The organism is Paenibacillus allorhizoplanae (assembly GCF_927798215.1).
Lineage (GTDB): Bacteria > Bacillota > Bacilli > Paenibacillales > NBRC-103111 > Paenibacillus_E > Paenibacillus_E allorhizoplanae.
In genome coordinates this window covers 422,323-443,178 of record NZ_CAKMMW010000002.1, presented here as the reverse complement: position 1 = coordinate 443,178, position 20,856 = coordinate 422,323, and the positions used below count along the sequence as shown (strand labels likewise).

Annotated in this window: 18 protein-coding genes; 16 read left to right on the top strand and 2 right to left on the bottom strand. The window is 44.6% G+C overall.

Features of this window, described 5'->3' with window-relative positions; genetic code table 11:
* The first annotated feature begins 15 nt into the window (after nucleotides 1-15).
* The 11 genes from L6I86_RS04670 (at nucleotide 16) to L6I86_RS04620 (ending at nucleotide 12,770) form a co-directional block, all read left to right on the top strand.
* Nucleotides 16-495: a GNAT family N-acetyltransferase gene (locus tag L6I86_RS04670; RefSeq protein WP_236285063.1), complete on the top strand. Its 480-nt coding sequence runs from the start codon at nucleotides 16-18 to the stop codon at nucleotides 493-495.
* Between the two features lie 13 nt (nucleotides 496-508).
* Nucleotides 509-1,510, top strand: a complete 1,002-nt coding sequence (locus L6I86_RS04665; RefSeq protein WP_236285061.1) for a lipoate--protein ligase — start codon at nucleotides 509-511, stop codon at nucleotides 1,508-1,510.
* A 125-nt stretch (nucleotides 1,511-1,635) separates the two neighbouring features.
* The gene (locus tag L6I86_RS04660) at nucleotides 1,636-2,613 is read left to right on the top strand and encodes an AAA family ATPase (RefSeq protein ID WP_056620891.1); all 978 of its coding nucleotides are present in this window, start codon (nucleotides 1,636-1,638) and stop codon (nucleotides 2,611-2,613) included.
* 184 nt (nucleotides 2,614-2,797) lie between these two features.
* Nucleotides 2,798-4,285: an FTR1 family iron permease gene (locus L6I86_RS04655; RefSeq protein WP_236285054.1), complete on the top strand. Its 1,488-nt coding sequence runs from the start codon at nucleotides 2,798-2,800 to the stop codon at nucleotides 4,283-4,285.
* Between the two features lie 27 nt (nucleotides 4,286-4,312).
* On the top strand, nucleotides 4,313-5,479 hold the full coding sequence (locus L6I86_RS04650; protein ID WP_236285052.1) for an EfeM/EfeO family lipoprotein: 1,167 nt from the start codon (nucleotides 4,313-4,315) through the stop codon (nucleotides 5,477-5,479).
* Nucleotides 5,480-5,498: 19 nt separating this feature from the next.
* A complete protein-coding gene (gene efeB / locus L6I86_RS04645; protein ID WP_236285050.1) occupies nucleotides 5,499-6,764 on the top strand; it encodes an iron uptake transporter deferrochelatase/peroxidase subunit in 1,266 nt (421 codons plus the stop codon).
* Between the two features lie 210 nt (nucleotides 6,765-6,974).
* Nucleotides 6,975-8,303 carry a GTPase HflX gene (hflX, locus tag L6I86_RS04640; RefSeq protein WP_236285045.1) on the top strand — a complete coding sequence of 443 codons (1,329 nt, stop codon included), beginning with the start codon at nucleotides 6,975-6,977 and terminating at the stop codon, nucleotides 8,301-8,303.
* Nucleotide 8,304: 1 nt separating this feature from the next.
* Nucleotides 8,305-9,555 (top strand): methionine gamma-lyase family protein, encoded by a 1,251-nt coding sequence (locus tag L6I86_RS04635; RefSeq protein WP_236285034.1) that lies wholly within the window; start codon nucleotides 8,305-8,307, stop codon nucleotides 9,553-9,555.
* Between the two features lie 95 nt (nucleotides 9,556-9,650).
* Entirely contained in the window at nucleotides 9,651-10,061 is a 411-nt protein-coding gene (locus L6I86_RS04630; protein ID WP_047676992.1) for a MerR family transcriptional regulator, read from the top strand.
* A gap of 38 nt (nucleotides 10,062-10,099) precedes the next feature.
* Nucleotides 10,100-11,440 (top strand): type I glutamate--ammonia ligase, encoded by a 1,341-nt coding sequence (gene glnA, locus L6I86_RS04625; protein WP_236285032.1) that lies wholly within the window; start codon nucleotides 10,100-10,102, stop codon nucleotides 11,438-11,440.
* Between the two features lie 91 nt (nucleotides 11,441-11,531).
* Nucleotides 11,532-12,770: an aminopeptidase gene (locus tag L6I86_RS04620; protein WP_236285025.1), complete on the top strand. Its 1,239-nt coding sequence runs from the start codon at nucleotides 11,532-11,534 to the stop codon at nucleotides 12,768-12,770.
* Nucleotides 12,771-12,952: 182 nt separating this feature from the next.
* Here L6I86_RS04620 and lexA read toward each other — a convergent pair whose 3' ends face one another.
* A complete protein-coding gene (lexA, locus tag L6I86_RS04615) occupies nucleotides 12,953-13,570 on the bottom strand; it encodes a transcriptional repressor LexA (RefSeq protein WP_056620907.1) in 618 nt (205 codons plus the stop codon).
* A gap of 151 nt (nucleotides 13,571-13,721) precedes the next feature.
* Here lexA and L6I86_RS04610 point away from each other — a divergent pair, with 151 nt between their 5' ends.
* From L6I86_RS04610 to L6I86_RS04600, 3 genes are all read left to right on the top strand, one after another.
* Nucleotides 13,722-14,123 (top strand): LysM peptidoglycan-binding domain-containing protein, encoded by a 402-nt coding sequence (locus L6I86_RS04610; protein WP_236285023.1) that lies wholly within the window; start codon nucleotides 13,722-13,724, stop codon nucleotides 14,121-14,123.
* Between the two features lie 141 nt (nucleotides 14,124-14,264).
* Nucleotides 14,265-14,450, top strand: coding sequence for a DUF896 domain-containing protein (locus tag L6I86_RS04605; protein ID WP_056620911.1), 186 nt, complete (start codon nucleotides 14,265-14,267; stop codon nucleotides 14,448-14,450).
* 41 nt (nucleotides 14,451-14,491) lie between these two features.
* Nucleotides 14,492-15,286, top strand: a complete 795-nt coding sequence (locus tag L6I86_RS04600; RefSeq protein ID WP_236285015.1) for an HAD family hydrolase — start codon at nucleotides 14,492-14,494, stop codon at nucleotides 15,284-15,286.
* 83 nt (nucleotides 15,287-15,369) lie between these two features.
* Here the strand turns inward: L6I86_RS04600 and L6I86_RS04595 are convergent, their stop codons facing one another.
* Nucleotides 15,370-15,909 (bottom strand): 1,2-dihydroxy-3-keto-5-methylthiopentene dioxygenase, encoded by a 540-nt coding sequence (locus L6I86_RS04595; RefSeq protein ID WP_236285013.1) that lies wholly within the window; start codon nucleotides 15,907-15,909, stop codon nucleotides 15,370-15,372.
* Between the two features lie 214 nt (nucleotides 15,910-16,123).
* Here L6I86_RS04595 and metH point away from each other — a divergent pair, with 214 nt between their 5' ends.
* Together metH and rnz are read left to right on the top strand one after the other, a co-directional pair.
* Nucleotides 16,124-19,561: a methionine synthase gene (gene metH, locus L6I86_RS04590; RefSeq protein WP_056620915.1), complete on the top strand. Its 3,438-nt coding sequence runs from the start codon at nucleotides 16,124-16,126 to the stop codon at nucleotides 19,559-19,561.
* A gap of 100 nt (nucleotides 19,562-19,661) precedes the next feature.
* The gene (rnz, locus tag L6I86_RS04585) at nucleotides 19,662-20,591 is read left to right on the top strand and encodes a ribonuclease Z (protein WP_236285011.1); all 930 of its coding nucleotides are present in this window, start codon (nucleotides 19,662-19,664) and stop codon (nucleotides 20,589-20,591) included.
* Nucleotides 20,592-20,856: the final 265 nt, after the last annotated feature.

Genomic DNA, 20,856 nt, shown 5'->3' with positions numbered 1-20,856 from the left:
GGGAGGAAGACTACGATGGAACTACGATTGCGAACAGCCACATGGGAGGACTATGATGCTGTGAATACGATCATTCGTGAAGGTCAGGAAGAACATGCCGAAGCATTGCCAGATCGATTTGCCAAACTTGATCATGTTGTTGCGATGGGCTGGTATCGAAGCTTCTCGGATCGGGAGGACAAAGAGATTATTGTGGCAGAGATTGGACAGGAAGTAGTCGGCGTCGCGATGTTAGAGATGAAGCAAAGTCCAAACTATGAAGCGCTTGTGCCGCGTAAATATGCTTATTTAAATGAACTTGCCGTTGCCTCCGTACATCAACGTCAAGGAATTGGTAAGAGACTTTATCAGGCTGCTGCTGAATGGGCACGAGCACGCGAAGCCGAATCACTCGAGTTAAATGTTTGGGAATTTAATGAACGTGCATTGCTTTTCTATGCATCTCTTGGCATGCTGACGTTAAATCGCACCCTTACGACAAATTTAGTGAAATAGAAGGAGATTACCTATGCTTTTTATAGATAATGAAGGAATCACAGATCCGAGAATCAATCTAGCCATTGAAGAGTTCGCCTTGCGTAAGCTCCCAGCAGGGGAGAGTTATTTACTCTTTTATATAAACGAACCTTCAATAATTATTGGCAAAAACCAAAATACACTAGAAGAAATTAATCCCGAATATGTGAAAGCGAATAACCTGCATGTGGTTCGTCGATTGTCTGGTGGTGGTGCGGTCTATCATGATCTGGGGAACTTGAATTTCAGCTTCATCACCCAAGATGACGGCAATTCGTTTCATAATTTTCAGAAGTTTACGGCGCCAGTTGTTGAAGCGTTGCATTCACTTGGAGTTCAAGCTGAATTAACAGGGCGCAATGATATCCAAGTTGGTGAACGCAAAATTTCAGGTAATGCGCAATTTTCAACCAAGGGAAGAATGTTCAGTCATGGGACACTTTTATTCGATTCGGAGATAGAGAATGTCGTTTCGGCACTTCGCGTTGATCCCGATAAAATTCAATCGAAAGGTATTAAATCGATCCGTAGTCGGGTCGCGAATATTGTGGAGTTTCTGAAAGAACCAATTGTGATGGCAGAGTTTCGATCTAAGTTGCTTAGTTCCATTTTCGGAGTCAATGCTGAGCATGTACCTAGCTATAAGCTAACAGAGAAAGATTGGTCAGAGATTCATCAGATATCGGAAGAGCGGTATCAGAACTGGGATTGGAATTATGGGAAATCACCTAAGAGCACCATTCAGCATGCCAAAAGAATTGAAGGTGTTGGTAGAGTGGATATTCGCTTAAATATCGAAGAAGGACATTTGCAGCATGTTAAAATATTTGGTGATTTCTTCGGTGCCCATGATGTCGCTGAACTAGAACATAAGCTGGTTGGCACGCGGTATGAGGAAAGTGCGGTTCGTGAACGTTTGGCAGATGTGGAACTGAAACGCTACTTCGGTGCTCTGGATAGGGAGACATTCGTGGCCTTACTTATGCTGACTTAAGCGCCATTGATGTTAATAAACAAAGACTATTGGTTTCTGGCAGAGGCTGCGGTCTAAAATGGCGTTTACAAGCGTAGGATGGTGGATACGCACTAATAAACCATCAAGTAAACGAGGTGATCCTCATGAGTGGTAGAAGCTTGCCATCCAGACAAATCAACATCGTTCTACGGCAGCCGGAACCGGGCAGTCAGCGGCGAACTGTTGAGGGATCAGGTGGGCAGTCAGGCGCTTCACCCCTTGCCGACGCCGAGCCGATGATCTCTGGCAAAAGGACGCCAATGGAAGGTCCGCTATCGGATGTTTTCAAAGAGCTGAATGGACTGATTGGCTTAGAAAATGTCAAAGAACTGGTGCATGAAATTTATGCGCTGCTGCAGATTTCTCAATTTCGAGTTGAAGCCGGACTTATGAGCAATGCTCATGTGTACCATATGATTTTCAAGGGCAGCCCTGGAACTGGGAAGACGACAGTAGCACGATTGTTAGGTCGTATGTTTCATGCCATGGGTGTACTGAGTAAAGGGCATTTCATTGAAGTGGAGCGTGCAGATCTCGTAGGTGAATACATTGGACATACTGCACTAAAAACGCGCGAACTCATGAAAAAAGCGATGGGCGGTGTCCTATTTATTGATGAAGCATATAGCTTGGCACGTGGCGGTGAGAAAGATTTTGGCAAGGAATCAATTGATGCGCTAGTCAAAGGAATGGAAGATAAGAAAAATGATTTCATCCTCATCCTAGCGGGATATAGTGAAGAAATGGAGCAATTCCTTGCAACGAACCCTGGACTTCCTTCACGGTTTCCGATTCAAATTGATTTCGAGGATTATGCCATTGATCAATTGATCCAAATTACGGAGTTGATGGCGAAGGATCGGGAATATGTCCTGCTGCCACAAACATTAGCGAAGCTTAAGCAACACCTAGCCGAGGAGAAGGCGATGACCTGGCGATCTTTCAGCAATGCGAGGTATGTTCGGAATATTTTGGAGAAAGCGATGCGGCATCAAGCCGTACGATTGTTAAGTCAATATGTGAACGCACCATCCAAACTTGAACTGATGTCGATTCGTCCGGAAGATGTGAAATTTAAATGACAGATCAAAGAGCCAATTAACTTATTTAAGTTAATTGGCTTTTTTTTATGGGAAAGTAATTGACAGTTTAGAGGATCAGAGTAAAATATACAGAGTAATTATTTTGCTGATAATGATTATCAATATTGTTTCTAAATAAATGTTGGAGCGTGAAATGTTCACCACTCCAGAGGAGTTGTCATGTATGCGGAAAGTTGTTTTAGCCAGTTGGATCGCTCTTCTATTGTTTTTATCAGTACCAATGATCGCCAGTGCGAAGCCTCAGGATGATCTTGCCAAGGAAGATGCAGGCATCGTAAGTGCAATTCTAGCTGCAGAAAGCGGAAATATCGAGCAAGCGACGAAGTTGTTTGAAGCTTTTCAAATCAATTGGCTGAACTATGAGGAAGGCATTAAGGCGCAATCCTTGGCAGCATATCAGAAAATCGAAGGTGCGATGGGCGAAGCATCACTGCAAACGATGAAGCAGCCTGTCGATGCTCTGAAACTTGCGGCCAAATTAAAGGATCTACATAAGTTGAACTTATCTTTCATAGAAGGAGATCTCTCTGCATTCGGGTCTTCCGCGAAGAGTGATAGTAAAGTAACCGTTACATCACTAGTAACTTTGTTGGAGAAAGCATCCAATCAAGTGAAGGAGAAGGATATAGAGGGAGCTTCCGAGAGTATTCAAACGCTTCGTAACTCCTGGTTGCTTATTGAGGGAATTGTATTGACGCAGTCCTCAGCCGTTTATACCTCCATGGAGCGAGACATGGTAACAGCTTACGCTCAGCTTTCCGCTAGTCCGCCTCAAACAGAGGAAGCTGCTGTGACTATTTCTCGGATGCATGCTGATTTACAACCCTTAGCATCGAAGACAAGCTACACGATGCTTGATGCCACAACGATAATCCTTCGTGAAGGGCTCGAAGCCTTACTCGTTATTATTGCATTACTTGGGTTTCTTAAGAAAGCAGGTCATGAGGATAAGAAAAGATGGATTTGGTTCGGTGTTTATGGCGGACTCGTTGTCAGCTTGGCGCTGGGCATTGTGGTTCAACAGTTATTCTCGGCAAGTGCTTTTGGGAATAACAATTTTCTAATTGCCGGGTGTACTGGAGTATTTGCAGCTCTGATGCTCCTGTATATGAGCTATTGGCTGCATAGCAAGGCAAGTATTTCGAATTGGCAATCTTATATTCGTAATCAAAGTGTCAAAGCATTAGCAACTGGAAGTCTAGCGTCGCTTAGCTTACTTGCCTTTCTTGCTGTGTTCCGTGAAGGGACAGAGACGGTCTTATTTATGATCGGGATGGCTTCCTCTATTTCATTGGCTTCGCTGCTTGGCGGAATTGGGATTGGTGTAGGTTCGCTGCTCATTATTGCCTTTCTAATTCTGAAGATCGGACTGCGTATCCCGATGCGTCCTTTTTTCTTGATATCAAGTGTTTTTGTTTTCTACTTATGCTTTAAATTTGCCGGGATGGGCGTTCATGGACTTCAGTTAGCCGGTTATTTGCCAGCGACAACAGCCAATTGGCTGCCTAGCTGGGATGTCGTTGCGCTATATCCTACCTTAGAGAGCGCAATCCCACAGTTCCTCTTGTTGCTTCTGGCGCTCATAGCAGTGGTAAGGGACCGTCTTAAAAGCATGTCTAACAGACATATGTCAATAAACAGTAAATCCTAATTCAAAGAAAAGTGGAGGGTTCATCCCATGAAAAAGAGTCAACAACTTCTTATGTTAGCAGCAGCAACAACACTTGTTCTCGCAGGTTGTGGAAAATCAGAGCCAACCGAGATTGCAAAAGTGCCATTTAAAGAGGGTTCAACGACCTTAGTAACAAGTGTCGATAGTTTGAAGGGTCAATTGGATGCTTCGAAAGTCAAGGATGCCAAGAAACTTGCCGACCAGCTGGAAGATCAATGGGCAAGCTTTGAGGATGAAGTAAAGCCTAAATTCCCTGAATTGTATTTTAAAGTTGAAAAGTTTTTGACACCTCTGGAAGCGGGCTTGAAAGAAGATAAGCTGGATTTCCCTACGTTAACGGCTTTGAATACGAATTTAAAAGCGGCGTTGACGGAGCTGACAACTTCTTTTGCAGAGAACAAAGGTGCAGTTAATAAAGACGTCATTGAAGCTTCTACAGCGCTTAAGGATGCCGCTCAAGCTTACAATAAATATGTGCAAGACCAAGGTAACCAACTGGTGACATTGCTCGATCAACTGAACACAGCCATTAAAAGCGGTGATATGAAAAAAGCGACAGAAGCATATGGACTAGCACGTATGCCGTATGAGAGAATTGAGCCAATCATCGAAACGTTCAGTGAGCTAGACGGTGTGATGGATGCGCGCGTTGATGATTTCAAAAATGAGAAGGATCCTGCTTTTACAGGGTATCACCGAATCGAATACTTATTGTTTGTGAAGAAAAACATCAAGGATGCTGAGCCTTTTGCGGCGCGTTTGCTTGAAGATGGTAAGAAAATGCAACAAGCGATTGCGGCTACAACGATAGCACCTACTGATTTTATCGCTGGTGTCGGGGAATTAATGGAGGAAGCGCAATCCAGTAAAATTACAGGTGAAGAAGAACGCTGGAGCGGTGCGACAGTGCCGGTGATCCGTGCAAATGTAGAAGGCGCTCAAGCAATCTACGATCTAGTTAAAGCTGAATTGAAGAAGAAAGATGCGGCTTTGGATGAGAAAATCAGCAAGAGCTTAGCGACAGTTATCGAGACGATGAACACACTTTCGCCTGTTGGCCCAACATGGAATGATTTCAGTAAATTAGAACAAGCCAAACAAGTCGATTTGAAAAATAAATTAGAAGCTTTAGCTGAACCGCTTGTAAAAATGCCGGGAACGCTAAGTAAATAGAGGAAAGAGGTTAAGTGGTATGTCGGACAAAATGAATCGTCGAGCCTTCTTAGGAATGACCGCTGCAGGTGCGGCCGGCGTTGTTTTGGGAGATTTGCTGGGGAAGGCGCAAGCCGCGCTGCCAACGAATAAAGCTGCCGCTACCACGACAAGTGAAACGCTGGATTTCTATGGCACCCACCAAACGGGAGTTGTCACTCCTGCACAAAATTTTGCTAATGTCGCGGCTTTCGATGTAACGACTAGTGATGTGAAAGAGCTGCAAACACTTATGAAGCAGTGGACGGAGATGGCTGCCACCCTGATGGCAGGTAAACCGCTAGCTGTGGAGCCACAGGATGCGGCTTTTCCACCAATGGATACCGGCGAGCAACTTGGTCTTGATACGGGGAAATTAACTCTTACATTTGCTATAGGTGCCTCTCTTTTTGAAAAGGAAGGTGTTGACCGTTTCGGACTTCGTTCACGTAAACCGGTTGGCTTGACCGAGATGCCGATCTTTCATAAAGATTCACTTCAAGAGCAATTGACTCATGGGGACATCGTTGTTCAAGCATGTGCTGACGATCCGATCATCTGTTTCCATGCGATTCGCAACTTAACGAAGGCGGCTAGAGGAATTGCTCACTTGCGTTGGCAGCAAACAGGTCAACTTGGCGTGAAAGCGCAAGGAACAAAACGGAATTTATTTGGCTTTAAGGATGGTACGGCTAACCCTGCTTTACAAGATGAGACTTTTATGAAAAATAACGTCTGGATTGATGCTAGCGATAAGGATAGCGCACCGTGGTTAGCAGGCGGAACTTATATGGTTGTTCGTCGCATTCATATGCGAATCGAAACATGGGATCAACAAACCTACTCGGATCAAGAAGAGATCATTGGCCGTCAAAAGGTATCTGGAGCACCCATGGACGGCAAAGCTGAATTCGATACGCCGCAGTTTGCCGCAGACGCCGAAGGCAAGGTGACGGCTTTGGACTCGCATATACGCTTATCTAACCCACGTACCGGTGAAAATTCTGAGCGTGAACGTATTTTGCGGCGCGGTTATAATTTCATGGAAAATCTGGACAGCGTAGGTCGTATCAATGCCGGATTGTTGTTTGTGTGCTTCAATCGGAATATCCAAACGCAGTTCGAATCGATTCAGAAACGCTTAACGAACCCTAAGATGCCGGATCAAATGCTGGCCTATACGGATACGACTGGCGGCGGTTATTTTGCTGTATTGCCTGGTGTTTCTTCGAAAGGCTCGTACTTAGGGCAGACATTGTTTGAGTGAAATAAAGAAGCAGGAGCAGGGTTGTTCCGCGAGTAGAGCGATCTACTTGTGCGACTACCCTGTTTTTTGTTGGTAAGACCGTTATAATCGAATTTTCCTGTGTCTCAAATTGACTTTCCTAATCATTTCCTCCACAATGATGAAGGAATAGGCCAAATAGGCCTTATTTCAGTCATTTTAAGCATTTTGCAGGAAGTAAAGGAGACGACTATGAAAACAACTTCACATATGGTAGAAAAAGAAATCGACGACAGAGCGGTGCTCGTCAGTTTGGTTACACAGAAGCAGAAGAAAAATGAGCTGCTGGCTGAATACTCGTTGCAAGAACTTGTGAAGCTGGCAGAAACGGCTGGCGTTCAGGTGCTGGATACGATGACACAGAACAAAGAAGCTAAGGATACCAAGTGGTTTATTGGGAAAGGGAAAGTCGAAGAGTTAAAGCTGATGTTGGAAGAGCTTGGTGGGAATACGGCGATCTTCGATCAGGAATTGTCAGGTGCGCAGGTTCGTAACTTGGAAGCAGCACTTGATGTGAAAATTATCGATCGTACTCAGCTCATTTTGGATATTTTCGCACAGCGTGCCAAAACACGTGAAGGCATTATCCAGGTTGAATTAGCGCAGCTAAGCTATCTCCTACCTAGACTGTCAGGGCAAGGCAAAAACTTGTCGCGTTTGGGTGGAGGCATCGGGACAAGAGGACCAGGGGAATCGAAGCTGGAAACGGATCGTCGACATATCCGCGGACGTATTGATGAACTGAAAGCGCAGCTGGAAGAAGTTGTGCGTCATCGTACTTTGCATCGGGAACGTCGTAAGAAAAGTGGTGTTTTTCAAGTTGCGTTAGTTGGGTATACCAATGCAGGGAAGTCCACGTTATTGAAACAATTAACACAAGCAGACGTCTATATTGAGAACCAACTTTTCGCTACGTTAGATCCGACGTCACGGACAATGATATTGCCAAGCGGCAAGGAAATCGTCCTCACAGATACAGTAGGCTTTATTCAAAATCTACCCCATGATCTAGTTGCTTCGTTCCGTGCCACGTTAGAAGAGGCGAATGAGGCAGATTTGATTCTGCATGTGGTGGATAGTTCCACAGATATGCGGGGCGAGCAAATGCGTGTTGTTGGAGAGGTACTAGAGCAGCTAGGCGCCCATCAGAAGGAACAGATCACTGTCTTCAACAAAATTGATCTTATCTCAAAAGAAGAGCGGGAATTGCTGTCTGACCAAGGTGAGTTCATGAAGGTGAGTGCTTACACACCTGAGGATTTAGAACGTCTTCGTATTACGATTGAAGATAAGCTGATGGGCGATAGCAAAGAATTCCGCATTCCAGCCAATAAAGGGGATATCATTGCCCTCATGTATCGTATTGGTGAGGTGCTTGAGACCGATGTGGATGGGGAAGACATGATCTTCAAGGTTCGTGTGAACAAGGAAGATTATGTGAAACAGGCCTATTTGCTTGTAGAATACGATCAGTCTTCAGCGAAGCCAGAGCAGGATGAGAACGAGGGAGAGAGCAACTAAGATGCATTTCGGGGAAAAAGTTATTGCCAGAATGGAAAGAGCGGAGCAGCGTGTAGAGAGCGCTTTTCGTCAAATTGAGAAAACGATCGATCTAAATCAATGGAAAGTTATACGTGCTTTCCAAACACATAAAGTAAGTGATTATCATTTTGCTTCTTCGACGGGTTATGGCTACAATGATCGAGGCAGAGAAGTGCTTGATCTAGTCTATGCCGATGCTATGGGGGCAGAAGCAGCACTGGTTCGGCCACACTTTGTATCGGGGACACATACGATAGGTACGGCTTTGTTCGGTGTTTTGCGTCCTGGCGAACATCTACTTTACATCACAGGTAAGCCCTATGATACGTTGCACAAGGTCATTGGTAAACCTGGCGACGGCACGGGCTCCCTGCAAGACTTCGGCATCGGCTATGGTGAAGTCGCGCTTCTGGAAGACGGCTCGCCAGATTGGCCGGCAATCACGGCAGCCATTCAGCCGAACACGAAGGTGATCGGCATCCAGCGTTCCCGCGGCTACTCTTGGCGGCCGTCGTTCACGGTCGAACAAATCGGCGAAATGGTCCGCTTTGTCAAAGAGATCAACCCAGAGCTCATTGTCTTCGTGGACAATTGCTATGGTGAATTCACTGAGCCGCAGGAGCCGACGCAGGTTGGCGTCGATCTGATGGCCGGCTCGCTGATCAAAAACCCCGGCGGCGGCATCGCCCCTTCGGGCGGCTATATCGCCGGGCGACGCGACCTCGTGGAGCTCGCCGCGTACAGATTGACCGCCCCCGGCATTGGGGGCGAGGTCGGAGCCATGCTCGGCGCGACGCGAGCCATGTTTCAAGGGCTATTCCTTGCCCCGCATTTGGTGGGGCAAGCCGTCAAGGGCTCGGTCTTCGCGGCAGCGATATTCGAAGACCTCGGCTTTGTCAGCTCACCGCGCTGGGATGTGCAGCGGACGGACTTGATTCAAGCGATCCGCTTCACATCAGCGGAACATTTGATTACTTTCGTGCAAGGCATTCAAAAGGCGTCTGCTGTCGATTCGCATGTCGTACCCGAGCCTTGGGACATGCCTGGGTATGAGCATCCTGTTATCATGGCAGCAGGGACGTTCATTCAAGGTGGCAGCTTAGAGCTGTCAGCGGATGCTCCGATTCGTGAACCTTTTATCGCTTATATGCAAGGCGGTTTGACCTACTCACATTGCAAGTTAGGTGTACTAACTGCTATCCAACATATGGAAGACAAGGGATTACTGTGAAAATTTAAACTGTGAACAAACCTGACACTCCTTGACACGTTTTTGTTAGAAAGGTACAATGAGAATGAGGTACTTACTGACCAGGAGTGATTAGCATGAGTGATGAAATACGTAGGAATATGGCGTTATTCCCCATTGGGATCGTCATGAAGCTGACAGATCTAACGGCAAGACAAATTCGTTACTATGAGCAACACGAATTAATCATCCCAGCTAGAACAGCTGGAAATCAACGGCTCTATTCGTTTAATGACGTGGAACGTCTTCTTGAGATTAAAGATTTGATTGAAAAAGGTGTTAACATTGCGGGTATCAAGCAGGTTCTTATCCCTGTAGATAAGGATTCTGAAGATGCAACTATTCTTAACGAGCACACGGAAGTGAAGCGTAAGGAATTAACCGACTCTCAATTGCACAAAATGCTGAAGCAGCAATTGATTGGCGGGGGTAAACGCCCGGACCAGGTTTCACTGATTCAAGGCCAGCTTTCCAGATTTTACAAATAGGTTGCCAAATCGCTTACATTTGAGAGGAGAATGCACGCGTGACTTACAACAATAACTACTCCAAAGAAGATATTCTTCGCATTGCCAAAGCTGAAAACGTTCGCTTTATCCGTTTGCAATTCACAGACTTGATGGGCAGTATTAAGAACGTTGAAATTCCTTTGAGCCAGCTTGAGAAAGCGCTTGATAATAAAATGATGTTCGATGGATCTTCCATCGAAGGGTATGTGCGAATTGAAGAATCGGATATGTATTTGTATCCCGATTTAGATACATGGGTTATTTTCCCATGGGTAACGGAGAGCAAAGTTGCTCGTTTGATCTGCGATATCTATATGCCAGACGGAACTCCGTTCGCTGGAGATCCGCGCGCTATTTTGAAAAATGCGTTGAAGCAAGCAGAAGAAATGGGCTACACAGCAATGAACGTTGGACCTGAACCAGAATTCTTCTTGTTCAAAACAGATGACAAAGGAAATCCAACAACGGAATTGAATGACCAAGGTGGATACTTCGATTTGGCACCGATGGATCTTGGGGAAAACTGCCGTCGTGATATCGTGCTAACTCTGGAAGAAATGGGCTTTGAAATCGAAGCTTCTCACCATGAAGTAGCGCCAGGCCAGCACGAAATCGACTTTAAATATGCAGATGCGATTAAAGCTGCTGACCAAATTCAAACGTTCAAACTAGTTGTAAAAACGGTAGCTAGACAGCATGGTTTGCATGCTACATTTATGCCGAAGCCATTGTTCGGTATGAATGGATCTGGTATGCATTGTCACCAATCCTTGTTCAAGGGTGATACGAATGCCTTCTACGATGAGAGCGACAAATTAGGCTTGAGCACGGTTGCAAGACAATATATGGCTGGTGTACTTCGTCATGCGCGTTCTTTCGCTGCTATTACGAACCCAACTGTTAACTCATACAAACGTCTGGTTCCTGGTTATGAAGCGCCTTGCTATGTAGCTTGGTCTGCTAGTAACCGCAGCCCAATGATTCGTATCCCAGCTTCCCGCGGTCTTAGCACACGTGTTGAAGTTCGAAACCCGGATCCAGCGGCAAATCCTTACTTAGCTCTTGCTGTTATGCTAGCAGCTGGTTTAGATGGCATTAAGAACAAAATGCAGCTTCCTCCGCCAACAGATCGCAACATTTATGTGATGACAGAAGAAGAGCGTGAAGCTGAAGGCATTCCTAGCTTGCCTCTTAACTTGAAACAAGCTTTAGACGAGTTGCTTCGTGATGATGTTGTCTGCGATACGCTCGGGGAGCATGCGCTAGCACATTTCTATGAATTGAAAGAAATTGAGTGGGACATGTACCGCACTCAAGTTCACCAATGGGAAAGAGATCAATACCTGTCTCTGTACTAGGTTTTGAACATGACAATTAGATAACTAAAGCCCGTCAGTCTCGTCTATGAGAACTGATGGGCTTTTTAATGCGAAGGAGAATAATTGAACTATGGACAATTTCAATCGAAATTTAGAGAAGTATGCAGAGTTAGTAATCCGGATCGGGGTTAACTTGAATAAAGGTCAAGATTTGTTGGTTGAAGCTCCCATAGAAACGTTGGATTTAACCAGATTAATCGTTCAGAAAGCGTATGAGGCTGGGGCAAATTATGTCCATGTGCATTGGCAGGATGATGTCGTTACGCGGAATAAATTTGATTATGCATCAGAAGATTCAATGGACTATTACCCGGAGTGGTACACGACGATGCTCGAACGATTTGTTGAAAACGGAGGAGCCTTATTGAACATTAAGGTACCGAATCCGAATTTATACGATGGTATTGAAGCCAGTCTGATTTCAAGAGCTTCCAAAGCAGCATCAACGGCAAGAGCCAAGTATCAGCACTATGTGCGTACGGGAGAATTTAGCTGGTGTTTAATTAAAGCTCCTACAGAAGCGTGGGCTTCGATTGTGTATGCGGATTTGCCCGAGGAGCAGCGTATTCCTGCGATGTGGGATGCTATTTTCAAAATTAACCGTGTATATGAAGAGAACCCCGTGGTAGCTTGGCAGTCCCATTTGGATACGCTGAAGGCCACGCATAGCTTATTGAATGAAAGAAGCTATAAAGCTTTGCGATATCGGGCAACGGGTACGGATTTGCGTGTCGAGCTGCCGGAAGGTCATATTTGGCTAGGTGGAGATAACGAGAACGCTCGCGGTGTCCGCTATGTAGCGAATATGCCGACCGAAGAAGTGTTCACCATTCCAAACCGAACAGGTGTTAGTGGAACGGTAGCGAGTACAATGCCACTGAATATTAATGGCGCATTAGTGGATCGGTTTACCTTTACGTTCGAGGCGGGCAAGGTTGTGGACTTCCAAGCGGAGGTAGGTTATGACCATTTGGCACGTTTACTGGATATGGATGAAGGTGCGAGGTATTTAGGTGAGGTTGCACTTGTACCGTTTGATTCTCCGATTTCTAATCTAAATCGTATTTTCTACAACACTGGCATTGACGAGAATGCTTCTTGTCACTTAGCGTTGGGTAGCTGCTATCCGATTAATTTGAAGGATGGTACCAAGTTGTCAAATGCAGAGCTGAAGGCTCGCGGAGGGAACAGCTCCTTGATACATGTAGACTTCATGATTGGTTCTGCGGAGCTTGAAATCGATGGGGAATTAGTGGATGGGACGATCGAACCGATCTTCCGTGCGGGGAACTGGGTATTGACGTTTTGAATGTGAGAAAAACTTCTATCGAAGTCCTTGGATGAGCGACCGCGTTTAGAGGTTGTTTTTATCGCCAATAAGAATTTGTTCTTCAGGGTACTGGAAACTAATAAATTCTTATGTGGTAAAAAGCAAGGCTCTCAAGTGAAAGTTCACTTTGAGAGCCTTGCTTTATTTGTTATCTGCCGTTCTTACATATCCCGGAACAAGCCAATTACACGTCCAAGGATCGTTACATTCTTCAAAAGAATGGGTTGTAAAGCGGAGTTCTCAGGTTGAAGGCGAATATGATCCTTCTCTTTGTAGAAACGCTTAACAGTAGCTTCATCATCTTCTGTCATTGCGACAACGATATCACCGTTGTTCGCTGTTTGTTGTTGTTTAACGATGACATAGTCGCCATTATGAATACCAGCTTCAATCATACTGTCACCCATAATGCTAAGCATGAACACGTTGTTGTCACCAACCATACTTGAAGGAAGTGGGAAATAATCTTCGATATTCTCAGTGGCTGTAATAGGAACACCAGCCGTTACTTTACCAACAAGGGGAACACGAGCGACGGAGACAGCGAATTGGGATTCAGCACCATCAAGCCCTAGAATTTCAATTGCACGCGGTTTGGTAGGATCTCGACGAATCATGCCTTTTTTCTCAAGACGTTCCAAATGGCCATGTACGGTAGAACTGGAGGCTAGTCCAACGGCTTCGCCGATTTCACGAACGGAAGGCGGATAGCCCTTATCTTTCACTTCGTTCTTAATGAATTCCATTATTGCTTGTTGACGCTGCGAAATTTTACTCATAAGATATCACTCCAATACTGGGAATCATTACCCAAAGTATAACATAGAACCCGAGTTCGTACAAACATAAGTTCGAGAAATGGTTGACTCAAACATGTGTTCGTGTTATTCTAATAACAGAACAAATGTTTGGGGGATGAATTATATGTATATGGCTTATTCACAATCTAACGGAACAACAACAACACTTCGTGGTACTGCTCATGCATCCAAAGGGATGACGAAAAAACAGGGTTATACGAAGCTACTACTTCGTTTCATGCTGATAGCAGTAATTCTTGGAACTGTGTTTTCGTTCGGTGCGATCGTGCAAGCCTATGCAGGTGATGGTACTGTTACCGTGTCTACACCGATCACTTCCGCGCAACCATCAGCGCAAGCTACTCAAAGCGAGAAGGTTGTTATTCAAAGTGGTGATACACTTTGGGGGATTGCAGAAGCTCACAAAAAGAAGGGTGAGAACACGCGTTCTTACATCGAGAAATTGAGAGCATTTAATCACTTATCGAACAGTTCATTGCAAGAGGGGCAAGTTCTACTACTACCTTATTGATCTAATTTCTAGTTCACTATATAGATGATTGTTCGAGACATAGCCGTCTGTTGCTATGTCTCTTTGCGTTGCATCCTTGACAATCCTAATCGGTGATGGCAAAGTAGTACTCATATTGAAATTTTGACTGGGAGGATTACAATGAGTGACAGCATGGATAAGACGATTGAGCGAATCAATGAACTAGCTCGAAAAGCGAAGACAGTTGGCCTAACGGATGCAGAGATTGATGAGCGAAATGAGCTAAGGAAAATCTATATTAATGCATTCAGGGGTAACCTGAAGGTTCAACTAGATTCCATAAAGTTTACTGACGAAGAGAAATAAGCCTACTACAATAGATACTACATTCAAAGGGGAAATGAATGATGACGTTGAAAGCTGTGCTATTTGATTTGGATGATACACTGTTATGGGATGATCGTAGTGTGGAGGAAGCTTTTGCTGCAACATGCGCAGAAGCCGCGAAGCAAGTTAATGGATTGAACCCAGAGGAATTAGAAGCATCTGTTCGTAAAGAAGCAAGGAGTTTATATGAATCTTTCGATACGTTCCCATTTACCAAAATGATTGGGATTAACCCGTTTGAAGGACTATGGGCTAACTTCACACAAGGCGAGGATGAAAACTTCCGCAAATTAGAGAAGCTAGCACCTGGCTATCGCACAGAATCTTGGACCAGAGGGCTTGCAGGTTTAGGGATTGAAGATCGTGAGTTAGGGTACAAGCTGGGTGAATTGTTTGCAGCCGAACGCCGCAGTCGTCCCTATGTATATGAAGAAACATTCCGTGTTCTAGATGAGTTGAAAGGCAACTACAAGCTTCTTCTTTTAACGAATGGTTCACCGGATTTACAAAAAGAGAAACTAGCAGGGGTTCCTAAGATTGCTGCTTACTTTGATCATATCGTGATTTCTGGAGAATTTGGACAAGGAAAGCCAGCAGCGGCGATTTTCAATTATGCACTGGATCTGCTTGAAATTAATGCGGAGGAAGGCATCATGATCGGGGATAAACTGACGACAGATATTTTGGGATCAGGAAGCATTGGAATGCGTAACATTTGGATTAATCATCATGGGCTTCAAAGTGGCGATGAGATCGTACCTGCTTATGAAGTGTCACGACTTCAAGAAATTTTACCAATTATCAATAATGGTTAATTTCGTATAGAAATAAAGCCCAACAGCTACTTAAGACGCAATGGTCTGAAGTGCTATTGGGCTTTATTCTGTTAACGTAACAATTATGCTTTAATAAAGTCAGGATCATCAATGTTGTAAGCTACCCAGCCATCTTTTTCGATGAAAAGGCGAACAGCGACGATTTCACGGTTATCCATCAAGGTGAAGAAATGATTCGTGTTTTCAGGAACAGAGATTACATCACCTGGCTCAAGTTCAACATCGAAATAACCAAGTTCCTCGGATTTGATGATGAAAATTCCTTTTCCAGAAACGATAGCGCGGATTTCATCTTCAGTGTGCGTGTGCACTTGTTCGAATTTTTTTAGAAGCTCTTCAATATTCGGAGTTACATCAGATAGGGAGATGACATCCCAAATTTCATAACCGCGTCTAGCAGCTAAATCTTTAATTTCAGCTTCATAAGTGGAAATGATTTCTGCTTTTTCTTCATCGCTAAGAATGAATTTCTCGCGAAGTGCTACAGGAAGTTTGTTCGCATCCCAATGCTCGTATACGACTTCTTGACTATCTAAGAAGGCTTTAACTTCATCTTCGCCCTCGATACGTTCATTTGTATTTCGAATTCTAATTTGTGCCACGTTACATCCCTCTTTCATTAATAAATATAACCATATTATAGAGGATATCAAGCTAACTGTCGATGGAAGGATATAATTTTTTCCGATAAAACCTATAGGAATTTATCATAATTCAAAATCTTTTCATAGAAGCCGTATTCTGTTACACTAAATCTTAACATAATTTGTCGTTTTTTATATTTTGCTTTAGGAAAAGTTGAAAGGGAGTCTTGACATGAAGAAACCACCGATTCAAGAACAGCTTAAGAAGAAGATTATGATCCTAGATGGTGCCATGGGTACGATGATTCAGCAAGAGGACTTGACTGCTGATGATTTCGGAAGTGATGATCTCGATGGGTGTAATGAAATTCTATGTGTCACACGCCCAGATGTTATTCAAAAAATTCATGAAGCTTATTTCGCCGCTGGCGCTGATATGATAGAAACGAATACGTTCGGGACGACGAGTGTCGTACTGGCGGAATACGATTTGCAAGACCGTCATCGGGAGTTGAACATCGCAGCTGCGAAATTGGCGATTGCTGCCGCTGAGAAATATTCGACACCGGAATGGCCACGTTACGTTGTAGGTGCTATGGGACCGACAACTAAGACCTTGTCTGTGACAGGTGGCGTGACGTTCGAACAACTGGAAGAAAGCTACTATCAACAAGCACTTGCGCTTGTCGAAACAGGCGTTGATGCTATGCTTCTGGAAACATCCCAAGATACGCTAAACGTTAAAGCGGGCAGTATTGGGATTCGCAGAGCTTTTGAAACGTTAGGTGTAGAGCTTCCGATTATGATTTCGGGAACGATTGAACCGATGGGAACAACGCTTGCTGGTCAAAATATTGAGTCCTTCTATATTTCCCTTGAACATTTAAAGCCAATTTCGATGGGCTTGAACTGTGCGACAGGTCCTGAATTTATGCGGGATCATATTCGTACTCTTTCCGGTATTGCGGATACAGCGATCAGTTGTTACCCGAATGCAGGGTTGCCGGATGAGAATGGGCATTATCATGAGTCTCCAGAATCTTTGGCCAAAAAAATGGCTGGCTTTGCTGAACAAGGCTGGCTCAATATTGCTGGTGGTTGCTGCGGAACGACGCCTGCTCACATTCAAGCAATGGCAGAAACACTTGCCAATTACAAACCAAGAGGGGAATACGGTTCTCATCCACCTGCGATTTCAGGTATTGAGACTGTATATATCGAGCCGGAAAATCGACCAATCATGGTTGGAGAACGGACGAATATCTCCGGATCTAGGAAGTTTAAACGCCTTATTAAAGAAGGCAAATTTGAAGAGGGCTCTGAAATTGCGCGTAACCAGGTGAAAAATGGCGCACATGTTATCGACATTAATCTACAGGATACGGACATTGATGAAGCTTATGCAGTAGAAGAATTCATGCAAGAAGTTGTAAAAAAGGTCAAAGTTCCGTTAATGATTGATTCCACCTATGATCATATTATTGAACTCGGGCTCAAATATTCGCAAGGTAAAGCGATTATTAACTCGATTAACTTAGAAGATGGAGAGAGCAAATTCGAAGGGATTTTACCTCTGATTCATCGTTATGGGGCATCGGTCGTTTGTATCTTAATTGACGAGCGTGGGCAGGCGGTTTCCCGTCAAGCCAAAATTGAGGTGGCAACACGTTCGTATGAGCTTCTTACAGGCAAATATGGCATGAATCCAGAGGATATCATTTTTGACCCGAATATGTTCCCAGTTGGGTCAGGAGATCCGCAATACATTGGCTCTGCCGTAGAAACAATCGAGGGGATCAAGCTGATTAAGGAAAAGTATCCTCTCGCTAAAACGATTCTAGGACTAAGTAACATCTCATTCGGTTTACCGGATGCAGGTCGTGAGGTTCTGAACTCTGTTTATTTGTACCATTGTACGAAGGCGGGACTTGATTACGCCATTGTAAATACGGAGAAACTAGAACGGTACGCTTCGATTCCTGATACAGAGCGTCAACTAGCAGAGGAACTCATTTATAATACGAACGATGATACCTTAGCGAAGTTCGTTGCCCATTTCCGTGAGAAGAAGGTCGAGAAGAAGGAGAAGATTTCGAACTTATCTCTGGAAGAAAGACTGGGTTCTTATGTTGTTGAAGGCACGAAAGAAGGCTTAATACCGGATTTGGAGATTGCACTTCAAACTTATTCACCTTTAGAGGTCATCAATGGGCCGCTTATGAAGGGAATGGAGGAAGTTGGGCGTCTGTTCAATGGCAACGAACTTATCGTAGCTGAGGTGCTTCAAAGTGCTGAGGTCATGAAAGCATCCGTTAATTTCCTGGAGCCGTTCATGGAGAAATCCGAGACAGCCGTGAAGGGTAAAATTATTTTGGCAACCGTCAAAGGGGATGTTCACGATATTGGGAAAAACCTCGTTGAAATCATCCTATCCAATAACGGATACAAGATTATCAATTTAGGGATTAAAGTACCTCCGGAGCAAATCATTGAAGCTTATCGCAAAGAGCAAGCAGATGCGATCGGGCTATCTGGATTGCTAGTTAAATCCGCACAACAAATGGTGATCACTGCGCAGGATTTAAAGACTGCAGGTGTAGATGTACCGATTCTCGTCGGTGGTGCTGCGCTTACGCGGAAATTCACCAAGACACGTATTCAACCGGAATATGAGGGTGTTGTTCTTTATGCGAAGGATGCGATGGATGGTTTGGATATCGCGAACAAGTTGAGTGACCCTGAGCAGCGTAAACGGTTGATTCAAGAGCTTCGTGAAAGCCTGGAATCCGATGTTATGGATACAGGGAAAAAAGAAGAGAAGCTGCCACAGCTTACGCGTGTGAGTTCTTCTGCAGTTTCTAAGGATCTACCTGTTCAGGTGCCACAAGATACTGATCGTCATATCATGCGTGATTACCCGATTAGTCATTTGATGCCTTATGTCAACATGCAAATGCTGTTAGGTCATCACCTTGGTTTGAAGGGTAAAGTAGAGCAACTGCTGAGTGATAAGGATTCCAAAGCACTTCAGTTAAAGGACACGGTAGATTCAATCCTTCACGCAGCGCAGCATAACGGTATCATTAAGGCTCACGGCATGTATCGTTTCTTCCCAGCACAATCGAACGGGAATGATGTCATCATTTATGATCCGCAAGATACGAGCAAGGTGCTTGAGACATTTACATTCCCTCGGCAAGATAAAGAGCCGTACCTCTGCTTGGCTGACTATTTGAAATCCGTAGAAAGCGGCGAAATGGACTATGTAGGTTTCCTACTCGTGACAGCTGGACATGATATTAACGAATTGGCAAAAGAGTGGCGTGACAAAGGGGATTATCTGAAATCCCATGCGTTGCAAGCGACAGCGCTTGAAGTAGCCGAAGGCTTTGCAGAACGTGTTCATCACATTATGCGCGATGTTGTTGGTATTGCAGACCGTGTCGATATGACGATGCAAGAAAGATTTGGAGCCAAATATATCGGACAACGTTTCTCATTCGGTTATCCAGCTTGCCCTAATCTCGAAGATCAAGCGAAGCTGTTTAATCTGCTGAAGCCTGAGGATATCGGCGTTGAGTTGACCGAGTCATTCATGATGGAGCCGGAAGCTTCCGTATCTGCGATTGTATTTGCACATAAAGAAGCACGTTATTTTAACGTAGGATAAGATTGCGAGAGCGAGGCAGCGTGTAGGAACGATTCTGTTCCGCGGCATCCTCGCTTTCCGTTTTGCCGATGTGATATTGAGATAGAATGGGGTTTGGCTAGTGGACTTGTATTTTCTAGGAACGGGGGCAGGTATGCCCTCCAAGCAACGAAATGTAACCTCAATTGCCTTGAATTTATTAGACGAACGGGGAACATATTGGCTTGTTGATTGCGGAGAGGGGACGCAACAGCAGATTCTGAACTCTCCAGTGAAACTGGGACGAACGGAGAAATTATTCATAACGCATTTACATGGTGATCATCTATATGGGCTCCCAGGATTATTGACGAGTCGCTCTTATTTGGGTGGAGATACACCATTGACTTTATATGGTCCGCGGGGGCTTAAGCAATTCGTTGAAACTGCGCTGGAAGTCAGCGGGGCACATTTGAGTTATACACTTCATCTTGTAGAGCTTGATGAAGAGGGGATTATTTTCGAAGACGAAAGCTTTCTTGTGGAAACGGCTCGCTTAGAGCATCGTATTGAATGTTTTGGATTCCGCATCGTGGAGAAGGATCAACCTGGCAAGCTTCTAAATGAAAAGCTTAAGGAACTCGCAGTACCACCAGGTCCGATCTATGGCCAGCTGAAACTAGGACACACGGTACAGCTTGAGGATGGCCGGACTATACATGGGAAAGATTTCTTAGGTGCCCCAGTTCCTGGTCGTGTGGTCGTCATTTTAGGAGATACACGCTACTGTGAGGGAGCTAAAAAACTGGCAAGAGGTGCCGATGTTCTCGTTCATGAAGCGACCTTCGCCATGGATAAGCAGGAGCTAGCCTATGCTTTCGATCATGCGACTTCCACCGATGCGGCACGGACTGCACAGGAGGCTGGTGCGAATGTGCTGATCATGACGCATCTTAGCTCGCGGTATCAAGGGGATAGCGTAAATGAACTGCTTCACCAGGCACAACAAATCCACGGAAATAGTCACTTAGCAAGGGATTTCTGGAGCTTTGATATTCCACGTAAAGTGTAAAAAATAAGCTTCTCCCATTGATTACGAATGGGAGAAGCTTATTTTTGTATCCTAACGTCAATTTCCTGCATTCACCTCATACACTAAACAAAACCAACGGAAATCGAGGTGAAGGTATGGAAATTACACTTGGTGAAGTGCTGCTTTCTATCTTTATATCCTCGATCTTTTTCATTATGATTAAGGAAATTAGAAAGTCGTACAAAGATTCAGAATAGTTCGAAGATTGGATCTGAAGCCCTATACGTAATGATAGGGCTTCTGA

What these genes read in the sequence shown, in the direction of transcription:
- L6I86_RS04670 (WP_236285063.1), top strand. Translation starts at nt 16, where the DNA reads ATGGAACTACGATTGCGAACAGCCACATGGGAGGACTATGATGCTGTG.
- L6I86_RS04665 (WP_236285061.1), top strand. Translation starts at nt 509, where the DNA reads ATGCTTTTTATAGATAATGAAGGAATCACAGATCCGAGAATCAATCTA.
- L6I86_RS04660 (WP_056620891.1), top strand. Translation starts at nt 1,636, where the DNA reads ATGAGTGGTAGAAGCTTGCCATCCAGACAAATCAACATCGTTCTACGG.
- L6I86_RS04655 (WP_236285054.1), top strand. Translation starts at nt 2,798, where the DNA reads ATGCGGAAAGTTGTTTTAGCCAGTTGGATCGCTCTTCTATTGTTTTTA.
- L6I86_RS04650 (WP_236285052.1), top strand. Translation starts at nt 4,313, where the DNA reads ATGAAAAAGAGTCAACAACTTCTTATGTTAGCAGCAGCAACAACACTT.
- efeB (WP_236285050.1), top strand. Translation starts at nt 5,499, where the DNA reads ATGTCGGACAAAATGAATCGTCGAGCCTTCTTAGGAATGACCGCTGCA.
- hflX (WP_236285045.1), top strand. Translation starts at nt 6,975, where the DNA reads ATGAAAACAACTTCACATATGGTAGAAAAAGAAATCGACGACAGAGCG.
- L6I86_RS04635 (WP_236285034.1), top strand. Translation starts at nt 8,305, where the DNA reads ATGCATTTCGGGGAAAAAGTTATTGCCAGAATGGAAAGAGCGGAGCAG.
- L6I86_RS04630 (WP_047676992.1), top strand. Translation starts at nt 9,651, where the DNA reads ATGAGTGATGAAATACGTAGGAATATGGCGTTATTCCCCATTGGGATC.
- L6I86_RS04620 (WP_236285025.1), top strand. Translation starts at nt 11,532, where the DNA reads ATGGACAATTTCAATCGAAATTTAGAGAAGTATGCAGAGTTAGTAATC.
- lexA (WP_056620907.1), bottom strand. Translation starts at nt 13,570, where the DNA reads ATGAGTAAAATTTCGCAGCGTCAACAAGCAATAATGGAATTCATTAAG.
- L6I86_RS04610 (WP_236285023.1), top strand. Translation starts at nt 13,722, where the DNA reads ATGGCTTATTCACAATCTAACGGAACAACAACAACACTTCGTGGTACT.
- L6I86_RS04605 (WP_056620911.1), top strand. Translation starts at nt 14,265, where the DNA reads ATGAGTGACAGCATGGATAAGACGATTGAGCGAATCAATGAACTAGCT.
- L6I86_RS04600 (WP_236285015.1), top strand. Translation starts at nt 14,492, where the DNA reads ATGACGTTGAAAGCTGTGCTATTTGATTTGGATGATACACTGTTATGG.
- metH (WP_056620915.1), top strand. Translation starts at nt 16,124, where the DNA reads ATGAAGAAACCACCGATTCAAGAACAGCTTAAGAAGAAGATTATGATC.